At 34.5% G+C, this 18039-nt stretch carries 15 protein-coding genes; 11 read left to right on the top strand and 4 right to left on the bottom strand.

The window, feature by feature from the left end:
* Positions 1-32 precede the first annotated feature (32 nt).
* Positions 33-2741 carry a hypothetical protein gene (locus K4L44_15060; protein ID QZE13848.1) on the bottom strand — a complete coding sequence of 903 codons (2709 nt, stop codon included), beginning with the start codon at positions 2739-2741 and terminating at the stop codon, positions 33-35.
* Between the two features lie 165 nt (positions 2742-2906).
* The gene (locus K4L44_15065; protein QZE13849.1) at positions 2907-3533 is read right to left on the bottom strand and encodes a hypothetical protein; all 627 of its coding nucleotides are present in this window, start codon (positions 3531-3533) and stop codon (positions 2907-2909) included.
* 717 nt (positions 3534-4250) lie between these two features.
* On the opposite strand from K4L44_15065, the gene rplM reads away from it, so the two are divergent.
* From rplM to tsf, 4 genes are all read left to right on the top strand, one after another.
* Positions 4251-4706: a 50S ribosomal protein L13 gene (gene rplM / locus K4L44_15070; protein ID QZE13850.1), complete on the top strand. Its 456-nt coding sequence runs from the start codon at positions 4251-4253 to the stop codon at positions 4704-4706.
* A gap of 5 nt (positions 4707-4711) precedes the next feature.
* Entirely contained in the window at positions 4712-5098 is a 387-nt protein-coding gene (gene rpsI, locus K4L44_15075; GenBank protein ID QZE13851.1) for a 30S ribosomal protein S9, read from the top strand.
* Between the two features lie 105 nt (positions 5099-5203).
* Positions 5204-5962, top strand: coding sequence for a 30S ribosomal protein S2 (gene rpsB / locus K4L44_15080; protein QZE13852.1), 759 nt, complete (start codon positions 5204-5206; stop codon positions 5960-5962).
* 25 nt (positions 5963-5987) lie between these two features.
* Positions 5988-6812 (top strand): translation elongation factor Ts, encoded by an 825-nt coding sequence (tsf, locus tag K4L44_15085; GenBank protein ID QZE13853.1) that lies wholly within the window; start codon positions 5988-5990, stop codon positions 6810-6812.
* Between the two features lie 376 nt (positions 6813-7188).
* Here the strand turns inward: tsf and K4L44_15090 are convergent, their stop codons facing one another.
* Both K4L44_15090 and K4L44_15095 read right to left on the bottom strand, forming a co-directional pair.
* Positions 7189-8355: a DegT/DnrJ/EryC1/StrS family aminotransferase gene (locus K4L44_15090; GenBank protein ID QZE13854.1), complete on the bottom strand. Its 1167-nt coding sequence runs from the start codon at positions 8353-8355 to the stop codon at positions 7189-7191.
* Between the two features lie 452 nt (positions 8356-8807).
* Positions 8808-9884: a glycosyltransferase gene (locus K4L44_15095; GenBank protein QZE13855.1), complete on the bottom strand. Its 1077-nt coding sequence runs from the start codon at positions 9882-9884 to the stop codon at positions 8808-8810.
* Between the two features lie 586 nt (positions 9885-10470).
* On the opposite strand from K4L44_15095, the gene K4L44_15100 reads away from it, so the two are divergent.
* The 7 genes from K4L44_15100 (at position 10471) to K4L44_15130 (ending at position 18001) form a co-directional block, all read left to right on the top strand.
* Positions 10471-11835 carry a bifunctional cytidylyltransferase/SDR family oxidoreductase gene (locus tag K4L44_15100; GenBank protein QZE13856.1) on the top strand — a complete coding sequence of 455 codons (1365 nt, stop codon included), beginning with the start codon at positions 10471-10473 and terminating at the stop codon, positions 11833-11835.
* Complete coding sequence (locus K4L44_15105; protein QZE13857.1) at positions 11836-13017, top strand: CDP-glycerol glycerophosphotransferase family protein; 1182 nt, start codon at positions 11836-11838, stop codon at positions 13015-13017.
* Positions 13018-13381: 364 nt separating this feature from the next.
* Complete coding sequence (gene rfbH / locus K4L44_15110; GenBank protein ID QZE16019.1) at positions 13382-14731, top strand: lipopolysaccharide biosynthesis protein RfbH; 1350 nt, start codon at positions 13382-13384, stop codon at positions 14729-14731.
* Between the two features lie 12 nt (positions 14732-14743).
* Positions 14744-15517: a glucose-1-phosphate cytidylyltransferase gene (rfbF, locus tag K4L44_15115; protein QZE13858.1), complete on the top strand. Its 774-nt coding sequence runs from the start codon at positions 14744-14746 to the stop codon at positions 15515-15517.
* Positions 15518-15520: 3 nt separating this feature from the next.
* The gene (gene rfbG / locus K4L44_15120; GenBank protein ID QZE13859.1) at positions 15521-16591 is read left to right on the top strand and encodes a CDP-glucose 4,6-dehydratase; all 1071 of its coding nucleotides are present in this window, start codon (positions 15521-15523) and stop codon (positions 16589-16591) included.
* Positions 16578-17120, top strand: coding sequence for a dTDP-4-dehydrorhamnose 3,5-epimerase family protein (locus tag K4L44_15125; protein ID QZE13860.1), 543 nt, complete (start codon positions 16578-16580; stop codon positions 17118-17120). The genes rfbG and K4L44_15125 overlap by 14 nt, the downstream gene beginning before the upstream one ends.
* Positions 17117-18001 carry an NAD-dependent epimerase/dehydratase family protein gene (locus K4L44_15130; protein QZE13861.1) on the top strand — a complete coding sequence of 295 codons (885 nt, stop codon included), beginning with the start codon at positions 17117-17119 and terminating at the stop codon, positions 17999-18001. The genes K4L44_15125 and K4L44_15130 overlap by 4 nt, the downstream gene beginning before the upstream one ends.
* The last annotated feature ends 38 nt before the right edge of the window (positions 18002-18039 follow it).

Consider the following 18039-nt stretch of genomic DNA (forward strand, 5'->3'; position numbering starts at 1 on the left):
AAATGGCTTTTTTTGTATAAACAGAATCTTACTTATTGAACTCGTACAAAACAAATATCCTGAACCAAAGCTTGGTTAACCAAAATATTCATATTGCGATCTTCGTCTTCAAAACGAACCTCTACCTCTGTCACATTACTCTTTGCAACAAATGAGATAATATTAGAATTTCCTATTGCACCCCACTCATTCACCCCTCTTTGAGGCATAACTAATGGGTCGACATAAACACCGTCGATATATATAGAGCGAATAGCACACTTATTATCCGTGTTCCAAGGTCCATTACCATTGGCATAAGTCATCCACAACTGATACTTTTGTCCTTTGACTGTGGGAATTTTGGCACGAACAATTTTATTTATCTTATCTCCATTCAGTTCAATCATCTCAGACGAAGCTCCTTTAATTGTCACCTTCTTGCTCTTAGCAAATCTCTTCAATAAGACTTTTGACTCTCCTTTAGGAGCAATTAATATCGGTTCTGAGAGGTATGAGTTTAATAGATCTGAAGCGGAAGATTTAGACATTACAGCATAACGAGAAGAAGAAGCTCCCTTAGGTAATTTATACTGTAGTTTTGACGTTTCAGTCACCACTTTGTTATCACAGTAGATAATATAAGCATCTGCCCCCTCAACCCTATTCCAAATAAGATCTTCCCCTTTCACTTCAACCGAAGGCATCTCAAGTTGGAATCTATTTTCTACCAAATGGGTCTTTTGTCCTTGACCAAAAGATTTATTATCTAATACAACTTTAATCTGGTAGTTCGCTTTTCTATTCAGGTCAATTCCCTTATCTTCTTTCTTTCCATTCACATAGATTTCAGAGATCTGATTTCCAAAACCACTCATCTCAATATCGAGTGTCGCATTTCTTAATCGAAGATTCGACAACCTTTTCTTCCCTTTATACACTTCTGGCACAACAGGGTTTAGATGAAGCAACCCTTTTTGATCTATCTGGATTCCGAAGAACACTTTGTATATCATACTCAAATTACCACTAATACTCCAAAGCATTTGACTAGAGTTCAGTGCAGTAACAAAGTCTCCATTATCAGCCACCATATTCTCTTTGTTTGTCAAGAATAATGCAGCAGCCCTGTATATCGAAGCCAAACCGGCATTTAGGGCTTTTTCATTACCTACCTTTGCTGCCGCAAGATTATAGAACGATTGAACAAAAGGCCAAATACCATTATTGTGATAAGGACGAATATTCGGAATTTGAGGGAACACACAAGGGGCACCATAAGGCACAGTAGGCATATTAGCAATAACGGATTGTGCTCTCTCTTCATTTGCCACATCAAAAAGAACCGTAAATGCCTCACCTAATGTTTCAGATTTTGGAGACAAAACATCTGTACCACGACCATATAGGTATTGACCATAGAAACCCTTTGAAGCTTGCCACAAATGTTTATTTATTGCTTCTTTCAATAGCTCAGCACGGTGCTTGTATACCTCCATCATTGAGTTGTCCCCTAAAAGAGAAGCCATTTGTTGAAGAATTTGATATACTTCATAATGTGCCGCATTGGTCCCTAAGTTTTTTGAACTATAGATATCCACATTATCCATCCATCGAGGATAAGTTTGTTTTCTCCAATCCAGAAAAGAGGACTCTCCTCTCATTAATCCAGTCTTTGGATCATGAACAATCTTCCAATCATCCTCCACAGATTTCGAAATCACACTATAGGCCTCTTTTAACCAACTACTATCCCCATTGATTTTGTAAACCTCCCACGCTGCAAGCGTCCAAACCACTCTATCAGAAGAAACAGGCCAAGCTCCTCCAGAACCTGTATCTTGAACAATACGGCCTCCGCGAACTTTCTTTCTCAAAGAAGTTAACGACCTATTAGGATCAATCATACCAACTCCTAATATCGTAGAATAACTCACATCACGAGTCCAAACGCCACCCCATTTCTGTCCTGTACGCCATGTACCATCTTTTTCACTATCCGCTTTCGCTTCTTCCAACGCCATGCGATACAATGCATTCAATAGAGGAATATCGGATGTAAACTGTGGATATTTTGAGATATCTTCTTTCAACGACCATTCATGTGCGACATGACGATCTGGATTGAATGTATTAAAAACATACTTTTTTTCATAGATACCATCTCCATCAGAATCTTCCATTCTCTGATAATCACCAAAGTTTTCGAAATCCCATGAAAGAGGTGGTACTCCACCCGCAATATAAACCCCATTAAAATCTTTCTCTACTATTTTCTCCCCATGAATATCGATATAATAGCCCTTCTCTTTGAAAGATTTTAATACATCACGAAGATCTAATCGAAACACTACTGTCGTTTTAGATTCCAAAGGATCTTTTACATCATCCACCACAGCAGTATCAGCATCAAAAATACCAAATTTAGCAATTGGTGTATGGTAGCTTCCATTTGTTGGTCGCACAATCACTCTTCTATTTACATTAACAGGAAGATCATTATCTTTTCTATTGATACTATATTTAAATTCTACAGCTCTACTAAAGACACTATTCAAGGGACTCTCATAATTGGAAGTCATCTCTGTATTTGACAATACTTTCGCAGTGTATTCTCCCTGCGTTACATGATCTCTATAGACAGAAAACTCCTCACTTTTATAAAGCGCTTGGTCATTCGAACATGATACTAAAGCAGCTACAATACCTAAAGATAGGACAACACACCTTAGAGCCCTACCAAACTTATTCCACAGCAACATATTTCAATTATTTCTAGTAATGATTAACATAGTTTCTACACAAGAATACAAAGGATTTATGATATGTACACACATTAACTACATGATTTTCAAAAGCAAAACACCGCAAACGTTTTCGGAAGATTAAAAAAGGCATGTAAATGAATAATCCTTTAAAAAAAGAGACTACGAATTTTGAAAACAACCTAAATAGATTGAGTCAAATACCTCTTTTGTAGCAATGTCAAAAATAGCGTATCTCCGATAAAGAGATAGGTGTAAATGAAACGGAACATCATAAAATGAATCTGGAATAGTAGCAAAACAGTTTTCTTCAATAATCTCTAAATCGCTAATAAAAATATCGTTCCCTGTATCATCTAGGAAAATTGCAAAACCTCCATTAAAATTATTCAGTATATAGGGTTTGTCTATGTCTATCTGTAAAAGTTCCCGATTTATGATCGTGGTAGAAAAATCACGTAATTGAAAACCAGGGATACGCTTCGACAGCATAACACGAGCTGGATTTAGATACCAACGGTTCTCTCTCCATCTAAAAGCATGATGCATATTATAAGAGAAGCAGTCGTGATAAAAGCCTCGATCAGTAGGTTGATGAAATCCTCCTTTCCACACTACTTTTGTCTTCTTCAAAAGATGGGAGCACTGTCTAAACTTATCTCTTGATATGATCTGTTTATCTGTAACACGACATCGCTTCTGAGTGCAGTGTGTAACGACAGTATCCTTATATGATGTTTTCTCTTTTTGCGAACTATTATTTTTAATCTCCCCTAATGTCTTCACCATAATGTTACAATCTCATTATTGACTAAACTTATTCACAAGTAAAACAAACAAGCACAACAGTTGGTTCAGAGACTTAAAGAAATACCCCATAAGAGAACTTTGAGATAGAGGCCTAATCATTCTATGTCTATCATGAAGGATTCGTTGCTAAAAGAGATCGACATAACTCGAATAAAGAGGTACTCTTAGATACCCTTTAGATACCCTTTAGATACCCTTTGGTTACTTCTAGAGTAAACGAAGGGTAAACGAAGGGTAAACGAAGGGTAAAGGAAAGCAGGCTCAAACATGAAGATATAAAATGAAAGAGAGGAGCTAAATATCAATATCATTATACTAAATGAATGATATCCAGCCATTTTAAGAACAACAAGGCAACATTTCATGTAATATTTAATTCGTGTAATTCCGCAAATCAGATACTAGGATGAATACAAGATATAAAGACTCACGTATTTTGTAGAAAACATAAATAACAAAGAGGTGAAATATACTGAAAGAGCCAGAAATAAATCTCTTTCATATTGAAATACAGCAAAAAAGAATTATCTTTGCGGCTCAATTACCATCCTTACTTGTGAACTGTAGTCTTGAATATGCTTAGGAGTGTGGTTGTTAGCATCAACCATTTCAAATTATGTATATCCGAAGATGATGAGTTTTAAAGACAAAACGTAATTGTTAATTTTTATAATTATTTAAATTAAAAAGAAGCAAGTGGATACTTTAAGCTACAAAACCGTATCAGCGAATAACGCTACGGTAACAAAAGAGTGGGTTGTTGTAGATGCTACAGACCAAACACTAGGGCGTCTTTCCAGTAAAGTTGCAAAGATTTTGCGTGGAAAAAACAAACCATCATTTACTCCTCATGTTGATTGTGGAGACAACGTAATCGTAATCAACGCAGAGAAGATTCGTTTGACTGGAAACAAATTGACTAAGAAAGAATATCTTCGTCACACTGGATATCCAGGAGGACAGCGTTCAATGACTGCAGAAGACATTCTTGCAAAATACCCAGAGCGTTTGATCGAAAAAGCGGTAAAAGGTATGTTACCTAAAAACCGTCTAGGTCGTAAGATCTATACAAACCTAAAAGTTTATGTAGGTGGTGAGCATAACCAAGAGGCTCAACAACCTAAAGTTATTAACCTAGATGACATTAAATAAGGAGTATGGAGACTATAAACGCATTAGGTAGAAGAAAAGCAGCAGTTGCACGTGTTTACGTGAAAGAAGGTGCTGGAAAAATCACGGTTAACAAGCGTGACATCGCAACTTATTTCCCTTCAGATATACTTCAGTATATCGTAAAACAACCTTTACTTCTTCTTGAAGTAGCTGAGAAGTATGATATCAACATCAACCTTGATGGTGGTGGATTCAAAGGACAAGCAGAAGCTGCTCGTCTTGGTATTTCTCGTGCATTGGTAATGATCGACGAGGCAGTTAAATCTGACCTACGTCAAGCTGGATTCATGACTCGTGACCCACGTCAAGTTGAGCGTAAGAAACCAGGTCAACCAAAAGCACGTAAACAATTCCAATTCTCGAAGCGTTAATATCATTTTTATTAAAAAGAATTTTTGTTTAGTATCTAAACCTCGAAGATTTCCTGTTTGGAACTACTTTGAGGTTGCTTAAACAGAAAGTAAACATTTATTATTATGCCTAGAACTGATTTCAAGCAATTGCTAGAAGCAGGTGTACACTTTGGTCACCTTAAAAGAAAATGGAACCCAAACATGGCTCCATATATCTTCATGGAGAAAAACGGTATTCATATTATCGATCTTCAGAAGACTGTAGTTAAAATCGACGAATCAGCTGCTGCTCTTAAGCAAATTGCGAAGTCTGGACGTAAAATTCTTTTCGTAGCTACAAAGAAACAAGCGAAAACTATCGTTGCAGAAAAGATTAGTGAGATCAACATGCCTTATATCGCTGAGCGTTGGGCTGGTGGTATGCTTACAAACTTCCCTACTATCCGTAAGGCAGTGAAGAAGATGACTTCTATCGATAAGATGATGAAGGATGAAAGCAGCTGGTCAAACTTGTCTAAGCGTGAGAAACTTCAAATCACTCGTCAACGTGCGAAACTTGAAAAAGTATTGGGTTCTATCTCAGACTTGTCTCGTCTTCCAGCAGCATTGTTTGTTGTAGACGTGATGAAAGAGAAGATCGCTGTACGTGAAGCGAAACGTCTTGGTATCCCTGTTTTCGGTATGGTTGACACAAACTCAAATCCAGAAGGAATTGACTTTGTAATCCCTGCAAACGATGATGCTTCTCAATCTATCGAGCTTATTCTTTCTATCATGGCTGACGCTATTAAAGAAGGTTTGACTGAGCGCAAAGTAGAGCGTGAGAAGGATACAAAAGAAAAAGAAGCTCCTAAAAAAGAGGCAGCTAAAGAAGATAAATAATTTTCAACCTAATAATTTCTGACCCATGTCTGTAAATGCAAAAGATGTAATGAAGTTGCGTAAAGCAACAGGCGCTGGTATGATGGATTGTAAGAAAGCTTTGTCTGAAGCTGAAGGTGATTACGACAAAGCAGTTGAAATCATTCGTAAGCGTGGTAAAGCTATCGCAAACAAGCGTGCTGATCGTGAAGCAACTGAAGGAGTTTGTATTACTAAAACTTCTGCTGACAAATCATTTGGAGCAATGCTTGTTCTAAACTGTGAAACTGATTTCGTAGCGAAAAACGAGAGCTTCGTAGCTCTTGCTACTAAAATTTTAGACGCAGCGATTGAAAACAAAGTGGCAGATCTTGAAGCGTTGAAAGCACTTGCTATCGACAATACAACTGTTGGTGAGTTTGTAGCAGAGCAAACTGGTATCGTTGGAGAGAAACTAGATCTTTCTTTCTACCAAAGTATCGAAGCGACTTATGTTGCTACATACATCCACGCAGGTAACAAACTTTCTACAATGATTTCTTTCGACGGTGCTGTTGAAGAGCAAGTAGGAAGAGATGTTGCAATGCAAGCAGCTGCAATGTCTCCTATCGCAATCAATAAAGAGGCTGTAGCAGCTGAAACTGTTGAGAACGAATTGCGTATCGCAATGGAGAAATTCCGCCAAGAAGGTAAGCCAGAGAATATGCTAGAGAAGATTGCTCAAGGAGCACTTAATAAGTGGTTCAAAGAGAACACTCTTATCGAGCAAACTTTCGTTAAAGATGGAAAAATGACTGTTTCACAATACCTAGCTCAAGAGGCTAAAGGTGTGAACGTAACAGGAATGGTTCGTAACTCTTTGAACGGATAATTCTCGTCACCTAATATATTAAAGAGGTTGTTTCCCATGGGAGACAACCTCTTTTTTTGTCTTATAATGCAACACTATCAAGTAGTCATTGACGACTCACTTGTTTGTGACACCTCACTGAAAGTATATTTATATTTCATTACTTGCACTAATTGTATCCTTGTTTTATTAATACAAAGGGCTAGTATGTTGGAGTTATAAAACTATTGCTAGACTCTTGACTTGAATTTAAAAAATCGATAAATACTGTTTATCAAAACGTAAATATTAGATCAATATAGATACTAATTCAGAATACATTTGATTCGTTCAAGTTAGAAATTAAAAAAGAGAGAAACTAAAAGCTCCTCCCCCCCTTGTAATTACATATCTATTATTATTTAAGAATCTCTTTTATTGTGTCACAGACATAGATTACCTCCTCCTCTGTCATTGATGGGAAGAGTGGTAGTGTTACAGTTCCATTCCAGATCTTTTCCGTATTAGAAAGGGCTGATTGAACTCCGTATTTTTCTTTGTAATATGTCATAAGGTGAACTGGTTTGTAATGTACAGATGTACCAATCCCTTTTTCAGACAATTTTTCAATAAATTTGTTCCTTCCTATCTTACTTTTTTCGTTTAGCACAATAGTAAATAAGTGCCATGCATGATCTTCGAACGGAACTGTGTTCTTAGAGAGATCCACCATATCCAAACCAGAGAGATGTTTATAGTATAGTTCAACAGCCTTCTGTCTTCCCAAACGAAGATCTTCTGCCCTTTCTAATTGGGCCAGTCCAATAGCAGCAGTAACATCGGGCATATTATATTTGAAGCCGGGAGCAACTACATCATATTCCCAAGAAGGTTTATCAGAAGTAAAACGGTCCCACACATCTCTATTAATTCCATGTAGTCTCATCGTTTTAACTCTCTTGTAGATATCCTCATTATTGGTTGTTAACATCCCTCCTTCACCTGAAGTAATCGTTTTATTGGCATAAAAACTAAAACATGTAACATCTCCAATATTGCCCACAAACTTGTCTCCAATCTTTGCAGGAAAAGCATGAGCTGCATCTTCTATGATTTTTATATTATTTGCTCGACAGATATCAAGTATTCCATCCCCCTTTTCTCGAATAAGATCTGCAGGGTGTCCACCATAATGAACCAATATTAAATGTTTAATATCAGGATTTTCTTCAACAGCTTGCTTTAGAATCTCAGGAGTAATAAGCTTTGTATCATAATCAACATCTAGAAATACAGGGTCTGCACCTAAATATCGGATTACTTCAGCTGAGGCTGTAAAAGTTAAGGAAGGAACAAATACCTTATCTCCCCTTTGTACACCGAGAGCTTCTAACCCTAAGTGTAAAGCAGCAGTACAAGAGTTTACCGCACAAGCATATTTAGATTCAACATACTTAGAAAATAATTTTTCAAACTCGGTAGTTTTAGAAGCGGTAGTTAACCAACCACTTTCGATAACTTCTGTAATGTATTTCAACTCATTACCATCACATACAACCTTACAAAACGGGACTTTCTTAATCATTTAGAAATATGTTTTTATGAAAAGTCAATACATTTTCTTAGTAAAACATTACCATGAATTGCTCTCTCATGTATTTTTATGAATGCACTAATAAATGAATTAATTAGCAAACGAACAATAGATATATTCAAATAGACATAACAATCACAACAGAAGAAAATATCTCATAAAACAGTTCACAGGAAGAAATACATATTTTTCATATAATAACACCATGACAATCTCTTATTAATCGATCATGAAAGTTTTATTATGCAAAAGAAAGAGTCATTCTTTAAAAGATGGAACTGATAGTGTGTAGTTTTATTCAGCACATTAATCTTGAATTATAAACTAGAGTTAATCATTACAATATATCTGTATAAGACATGTTTATAGAACCTTTTAAGTAATGTAAAGTTCTACTACATATAGAATCTTAATACAAATTTGTGGTTCGATAACATGTAGACTTAATGTATGTTATTAAATTTTTTTTTAATTTTAGACACAAGAGATCTTTTTCGCCATTTTCTTCTTAAAATCTTAATAATTCCATTTTTGAATAATACTTCAGCTAATAGCAAATAACTTGTAAGACTTAAAGCTTTGATACGATTGATTAATATCATAACAAGAGGAGCCTCAAATTCTAGAGGGTTATATATCTTTTTTTCTCTGTTATTTTTAATTATACGGCGAATAAGGTTTTCAAAAAGACCAATATCGTTCACATCATAAATAGATCCTTTCTGCCATATATAACGACTCAGTTCAATCTCTTTGGCTGACATAGAGTCGAGAATATTATTTAGCAAGATCAAATGCGACTTTGCAAAACAGTCTTGTTGCATTTTACTTTTAACTTGAGTTACCTGTTGTTTATGAACTCGATAATAAAGCAATACTTCAGGCAAGTTTACCATATTTACATAACGAAAAGCTCTACACCATAAATTATAATCTTCAGAAGCTCTATCCGTTGCATCATAAAAAAGATCGTATTCCTTAAATATACTAAGACGAATCATTACAGTTGGATGAGCTAAACAACACTTAAAAAATAATTTTGCATTAATCTCTTCGGGTTCAATCAAATTAATCCAAAACCTATTAGACTCGCCAAATTTCTTAAGTTGGGTTCCAAGAATATCAATCTGTTTATTTTGCTCCAAATAATGGTACTGTTTCTCCAATCGAGTAGGGAAAGAGATGTCGTCAGCATCCATTCTAGCAATATAACGTCCTCTTGCAATTTCTATTCCTACATTTAAACTTTGAGCAAGACCTAAATTTTTAGAGTTTTCGATAATGCGAACACGTGGATCATTAATTTCACATACGAATTCTTTTATTTCTAGATTTAAAGGATTATCATTTACAATAATAAATTCAAAAGAGGAAAAAGTTTGATTTAATATTGAATCAACAGCCTCTTGAATGTAACAAATCTCTTCATTATAAACAGCCATGAGCACAGATATTTCAATTTGCCCTTCTTTGTCTATTAAAGCATCTGTCGTTAAGCATGTTACACTATTATCTGTCATATTCATATAATTTGTATCTAAAATGGTAAATTCATATGATATATACAATAATAATCTTCATTCAAATCATATATAAAAAACAATTTGATGTATAGATATGGTATATTCATACGGATATCAGGTTAAACCCTGTAGCACAAAACTAATAAATTTATATTATGGGAATACTAAAAAATGAAGGCTCTTAATAAATGGTTCAAGTTGATGGCTGTCTATTTTGTAGAAAGATCAGATCTATAGCATTTGAAGATGACACAGATGCTCAAATGGTACGACGTTAAGATTGAAAAAATCACAAATGCGAAAACAACTCTATTCTAGATCGTGAATTTAAATTTTAAAAGAATAGCTTCATTTGTCAATTGAAATCAAGAAATGATATTGATTTTTGTTGACCTGAATGCAAGAACGAAAATATTAATTAATTTTATAGCCATAAATAATGCATATGTATCAGATATGATATTATTTGAAAGGGAAGGATGTCGATATTAATATTTACACTTCTATCAAATAATATTTGGTCTGGTGGAAGTTCATGATTTATATGGAGGAGATATCTGTATTAATAAACTTATATATATAAATGAGGCAGAATATTGCGGTGATACTAGCTGGTGGTATAGGGAATAGAATGAATTCTGGTTTACCAAAGCAATTAATGAAGCTTGCAGGAAAAACAGTATTAGAGCATACATTAGGAGTATTTGAGAAACATGAATCTATTGACTCAATCTTTATTGTATCCAACAAACAATTTGTTGATAATATTGAGAGCATACTATGTATGGGGGGCTTTAAAAAGGTTAATAAAATTTTAATTGGTGGAAAAGAAAGATCAGACTCTTCTCTTGCAGCGATTAATGCATGTGAAAATGAAGATTCAAACCTTATTTTTCATGATGCAGTAAGACCTTTACTAAATTCACAAATAATAAACGACGTTATTGCTGCCCTCGACAATTATAATGCAGTCGATGTTGTGATACCATGTAGCGATACGATTGTGGAAGTGGACAATGAAAAATTCATATCTAACATTCCTAATCGAAATAAACTAAGAAAAGGGCAAACACCTCAAGGATTCAAGTGCTCTACAATTAGAGAGGCATATGAAATAGGATTAAAAGACCCAAAATTTATTGCCACTGATGATTGTGGTATCGTTAATAAATATCTTCCGAATGAGAAGATCGCAGTGGTTTCCGGATCAATTTCAAACCATAAATTAACATACAAAGAAGATTTGTTTCTTTTGGATAAACTTTTTCAGTTAAAGTCCATTACTGGAATAGATGTATCTGATCTAAAAGATCTTAAAGGTAAAGTTATATGTGTTTTTGGTGGAAGTTATGGAATTGGTGCTGAAATAGTTAAAGAAGCTAAAGAACATGGAGCAATCACTTATCAATTTAGCAGAAAATCTAATGGAGTAAATATAAAGAACTTTGATGCTGTAGAAAGATCACTTGAAGAGGTATTTAATAAGGAGGGAAGAATTGATGCAGTGATTAATTGTGCTGCACTTTTAAGAAGAATTCCTATTAGTGAAATGGCTATAGAAGATATGAAAGAGATTGTAGATGTAAATTTGATAGGAGCATTAAATATCGCAAAATCATCATTCAAATTTTTAAAACAATCCAAAGGAGTACTACTTCTTTTTACTTCAAGCAGTTACACTCTTGGGCGAAAATTATATTCCGTTTATTCATCAACAAAATGTGCGAATGTCAATTTAATGCAAGCTTTAGCTGAAGAGTGGGCTGATCATAAAATAAGAGTTAATTCAATTAATCCAGAGAGAACTGCAACCCCAATGAGGAAACTTAATTTTGGCAATGAGGACCCTGATAGTTTGTTGTCTGCTAATAAAGTAGCAACTATCACATTAGGATGTATTATGTCAAAAATGTCAGGACAAGTCATTGATGTAAAACTAGATAGATAAATGGCATTATTTAAACTCTTTAAAAAAGCATCACGAATCTTATTATCTAAGGTTTATTCTTACATTCCAAAAAAAGAAAATATTTGGTTATTTGGTAGTGGAGGAACTTTTTGTGATAATTCAAAATACCTTTATTTATACATCATTAACAATCACAAATCAATTAATGCTATTTGGATTGCTAAAAATAGAGATGAATTAAAAATTTTAAAAGAAAAAGGTTACAAAGCATATCATAAATATAGTTGTCAAGGGATACTCTCTCAATTAATTGCAGATAAAGTATTCTACAGTAATTATATCAGAGATTTTTGGTGGATATTAATAATTGGCTCAACCAAGGTTAACTTATGGCATGGTATTGGTGTCAAAAGAATTGAATTTAATCTAAAAGATGGACCTATAGCTCATATATTTAATGGTTCATTAAAGAGTAAAATAATGTATTATCCTCACTATGTAAAGCCTGATTATATGTTATCTTCTTCTGAATATATCTCTACTAATGTTTTTAAAGATGCATTTCGTTTAGAAGATAATCAACTATTAAATTATGGATATCCTAGATGTGAATACCTACTTTCACCAGAGAAATTTAACAATAAACTATCAACTAAGATACTGTCGAATAGGGAAATAATTAAAAAGTATAGACATACTTATTTATACGTTCCAACATGGCGATCAACAAATAAAAACTTTTTCTCTGAAATTTTTTATGATCTAGATTTGTTAAATGAAGTATGCAAAAAGAACAATGACTTTTTCTGTATTAAATTGCATTTCAACACACCAGGAATTGAAGAACTAGCACAGAAAGACTTTTCTAATTTATTATTCTTAGATAGGAAAACAGATCTCTATGAATATTTAGATCTTTTTAGTTGTATTATCACAGACTATTCATCTATATATTATGATTTCATAATACAGAAAAATAAAAAGGCGATTCTTTTTCCTTTTGACTATTCAGAGTATTTACAGAATGAACAGTCTCCGATCATCCCTTATTATGAATCTATTTCAGGAAGTGTGGTACATTCATTTAAAGAGCTTACTGTCCTTCTAGAAGATTATGATAAAATAGAATTTGTTAGCCCAGATATAGCAAAGATTTTTTGGGGGGAAGTTGACAAAAAAAGTTGTTCTCGCATTGTTTCTAAGATGGTAAAAAAAGATTGACAATGGTAATTTAAACAACAAAGAGGTTATTTCACTTTTGTTAAATCTAAACAAGTTTATCCATACTGCTTTCTTAAATTGATGACATCAGTTTATGTAAAACCTAATCTAAAATCTATGACAATCTTTTTATTCCTTAGTATATTCTGTCCATAAAAATTGATTAGTGTGGCAATAAACATTCTGGTATCGTATATTATCAGTTGTTGTTTATTATCTAGGTTCTAAATTGTTAATTAAGAACCTAGATATAGTGTAATATTATACATAGAAGTTTGGATTCTCTGTCTTTGATATTTTTTTCTTATTGTGAAAGGTCTTAAATTATATGTATTTTTATCAAAAATAGAGTCCCTATACTTTAATTGAGGATATTAAATTTATGACATTGAGCAAAGAGTCTAAATTAAGAGAAGAGATACTTCAAAAAGTTGAAGAATATTACAATGAAGTCCACAAGAATCGCAATAATTTTGTTCCTGGGAAGACCCAAGTAAGTTTTGCGGGGCGTGTTTATGATGAAAAAGAGATGGTTCATTTGGTTGATTCATCTTTAGACTTTTGGTTGACAGCAGGAAGGTATGCTGATGAGTTCGAAAAACGTTTTGCATTATGGATGAAACAAAAGTACTGTGCACTAGTAAATTCTGGTTCGAGTGCAAACCTTGTAGCTTTTTCTGCTCTTACTTCTCCTAAACTAAAATCAAAGCGCTTGATGCCCGGAGATGAGGTGATTACCGTTGCAGCAGGATTTCCTACTACTGTAAATCCTATTGTTCAATATGGTCTTATTCCTGTCTTTGTTGATATTGATGTAGAAACTTGTAATATTGATACTACTTTGTTAGATCAAGCTTTATCCGATAAGACAAAGGCGGTTATGCTTGCTCACACATTAGGAAACCCTTTTGATTTAGATACTGTTAGTAAGTTCTGTAGAAAGAACAATCTATTCCTTATTGAAGACTGTTGTGATGCCGTCGGATCTACCTATAATGGCAAGATGGTTGGTACTTTTGGTGACTTGGCAACTGTTAGCTTCTATCCTGCGCACCATATTACGATGGGAGAAGGAGGTGCTGTTCTTACCAATAGTGGTATGTTACACCGTAACGTTCTCTCTTTTAGAGATTGGGGAAGAGACTGCTTCTGTGGACCTGGGACGGACAACACCTGTGGTCATCGATTTGATTTTCAGTTTGGAACCCTTCCCCAGGGCTATGATCATAAATATGTGTACAGCCATATTGGTTATAATCTAAAGGTGTCTGATATGCAGGCTTCTATTGGTGTTGCCCAACTTGATAAATTGCCTTCATTTATTGAATCACGCAAACAAAACTTTGAAATATTAAAAGAGGAGTTATCTAAATATACCGATTATCTTATTCTACCTGTAGCAACTCCAAAGTCTGATCCTAGTTGGTTTGGTTTTATGTTCTCAATAAAAGAGAATGATCATTTTAATCGCCTAGATCTAGTAGAGCATTTAGAGGATGATAAAATCCTTACAAGACAACTATTCGCTGGAAATTTAACGCGACAACCTGCTTATAAAGAGGTTAATTATAGAATAGTTGGGGAACTAAAGAATACAGATTACGTCATGCGTAATGGTATATTTATTGGGGTTTATCCTGGTATAGACTCGCAACGTATGAACCATATGAAAGACTCTTTTAAACGTTTCTTTCAAGATAGAGAGTTAATCTAACGATCAATATATATGAAAGCAGTTATTTTAGCTGGTGGGTTCGGTACTCGTCTTAGTGAGTCGACCCATCTCATCCCAAAACCAATGGTGGAGATTGGAGGAAAGCCGATCATTTGGCATATCATGAAATCATACTCTTTTCATGGTATCAATGAGTTTATTGTGTGCTGTGGTTATAAAGGGTATGTCATTAAAGAGTGGTTTGCCAACTATTACTTACACAATTCGGATGTAACTTTTGATTTGGCCAATAATAGCATGAAAGTGCATAACACCGAAGCCGAAGATTGGAAAGTGACTTTGATAGATACGGGGCTTCATGCGATGACTGGTGCACGAATTCGTAAAGTTAAAGAGTATATAGGGAATGAACCTTTCTGCTTAACTTATGGTGATGGAGTTTCAGACGTTAATATTGAAGAGGTAATACGTTTTCACAGACAACATCGTAAAATTCTTACTGTCACTTCCTATAAACCACAGGGCAAGTTTGGGGCATTGGATATAGATGAGGAAGGAAATGTCTGTAACTTCCAAGAGAAACCACAGGGAGATAGTAGCTGGATAAATGCAGGATACTTTGTTTGTGAGCCTGAAGTCTTTGATTATATAGGAGAAGGAGATGATGTGATTTTTGAACGTGCTCCCCTTGAAAATATCGCGAAAGATGGAAAAATGAGTGCATACAAACACGATGGTTTTTGGAAGCCAATGGATATTTTAAGAGATAATATCGAATTAAATGAGTTGTGGGACAAAGGAGTTGCTCCTTGGAAAAAATGGTAATCTATGATAAATTCATTTTGTGAAGATTTCTATAAGGGTAAAACCGTTTTGGTAACTGGCCATACGGGTTTCAAAGGTGCATGGTTATCCATTGTTCTAATAAATCTAGGTGCCAAAGTGGTTGGATATAGCTTAGATCCGGTAGATGAAAAATGTATTTTTAATTTATCCGGACTTAAGTCAAAAATGATCGATATTAGAGGAGATGTCCGAGATATTAATTTGCTAAATACGACTTTCGAAAAATACCAACCAGAGATTGTCTTTCATCTAGCAGCACAAGCCTTGGTTCGAGACTCTTATACTTCTCCTGTCGACACTTTTGATGTTAATGTAATGGGAACTATTCATGTAATGGAAGCAATCCGTTCATCTAATAGTGTGCGAGTTTCTGTGCTTGTTACAACGGACAAGTGTTATGAAAATAGAGAACATTTCTGGGGATATCGAGAAAATGATCCAATGGGAGGTCATGATCCATATTCTGCATCTAAAGGAGCTTGTGAAATTGCCATTCAGTCTTGGCGAAGGTCTTTCTTCGATAATCCCAACCAAAAGTCTATCTCTAGTGTAAGAGCTGGGAATGTTATCGGAGGAGGTGATTGGGCAAAAGATCGAATTATACCAGATTGTGTAAATGCGATAGAGAATGGCAAACCTATTGAGATTCGATCGCCTAAATCTATTCGTCCATGGGAACATGTTTTAGAGCCTTTATCTGGCTACCTTCTTTTAGCGTATAAGATGTGGGGCAATCCTCAAAAATATAGTGGTGCATGGAATTTTGGGCCAAACTTACAGTCTGTAGTTCCTGTTTGGGATATCGCATCAAAGGTTGTCCATTGTTTCGGGAAAGGGGAAGTAGTAGATATTTCAGACAGTCAACAGCCTCATGAAGCAAAATTACTAGCCTTAGATATATCAAAAACGTATTTTCTATTGGGTTGGAAACCATGTCTAGATATTGATCAAACCATACAAATGACCATTGATTGGTATAAAAGGTATCGTCATGAAGACCCATTTAGTCTTTGTACAGAACAGATAAACTATTATTTCAATGAAACTAAATAAAACGAGTATTGATGGTCTTCTCTTGATTGAAAACTTCCAAGCTGAAGACAATAGAGGCGCTTTCGTTAAGACTTTTAATAGGGATGATTTTTCTAACAATTCATTGAATGTGGAATGGAAAGAGTCATACTTTTCTATATCACATAAAGGTACAATAAGAGGAATGCACTTCCAAAATCCACCTCATGATCATGAGAAGCTTGTTTATGTTGCTAAAGGGGCGATCATAGATGTCGTTTTAGACTTAAGATCTGATTCTAACACTTTCAGTCAGTACGAAATATTCGAGTTAAACGACCGGAACCGATACTCTTTATATATACCCAAGGGACTTGCTCATGGTTTTATGTCGTTAGAAGATGGCACTATAACTGTTTATAACGTTTCGACTGTGTATGCTCCAGAATCTGATAATGGTATATTGTATAACTCTTTTGGCTATGATTGGAATGGTATTACGAAACCAATAATATCAGAAAGAGATTTGAAGTTCCAACCTTTCACTAAATTCAAATCCCCATTTCTATGAGAATCCTGATCACTGGAGCAACTGGTTTTGTAGGCTCAAACCTAGCACGTTATTTTAATAGCTTAGATCACCAAGTAACTATAACTATTCGAGAGAACTCCTCATTAAAGAATATTGAGGATATAAAAGAAGACATATCCTACATATACTACGATGGTACGATAAAAAGTCTTAAGGATGGTCTAAATGAGAATAAAGTTGATTATGTTGTTCACCTGGCGTCTCTTTTTATTGCTGAACATAAGGAAACAGATGTAGACAATCTGATACAAAGTAATATACTCTTTGGTACACACTTACTAGAAGCAATGCGACTATGCAATGTAAAAAAGATAATTAATACTGGTACCTCTTGGCAGTATTTTCATAAAGAGTCGTATAACCCTGTTTCTTTATATGCAGCAACCAAACAAAGCTTTAGTAATATTTTAAAATACTATGTCGAGGCAGAATATTTTTCTGCCATTGACCTTATATTATTCGATAGTTATGGAGAAAATGACACTAGAGGAAAACTTATTAACCTACTTAATCAATTCGCAGAAGAGAACAGAGAACTAGATATGTCTGAGGGAGAACAAAGATTATTCTTTGTTCATATCGAAGATATTTGTTCTGCGTATAAACAAGCTCTTATACATTTGGACACTATCAGATGCAATTACTCAGAATATGTCATTCGAGGTAATAAGGATTATTCATTAAAAGAATTAATTCAAATATATGAAGAATGTTCCAATAAAAAAGTTCTAATTAATTGGGGAAAACGATCCTATCGTAGAAGAGAGGTTATGGAACCATACTATGGTGGTACTATTTTGCCTAGTTGGACCTGCAAGATAGATCTTAAGCAAGGTTTAGAACGACTTTACAAAAAGTAAATACAAATCATATTTACTTAACTTGATTATATATAACA

Source organism: Prolixibacteraceae bacterium (assembly GCA_019720755.1).
Lineage (GTDB): Bacteria > Bacteroidota > Bacteroidia > Bacteroidales > Prolixibacteraceae > Halosquirtibacter > Halosquirtibacter laminarini.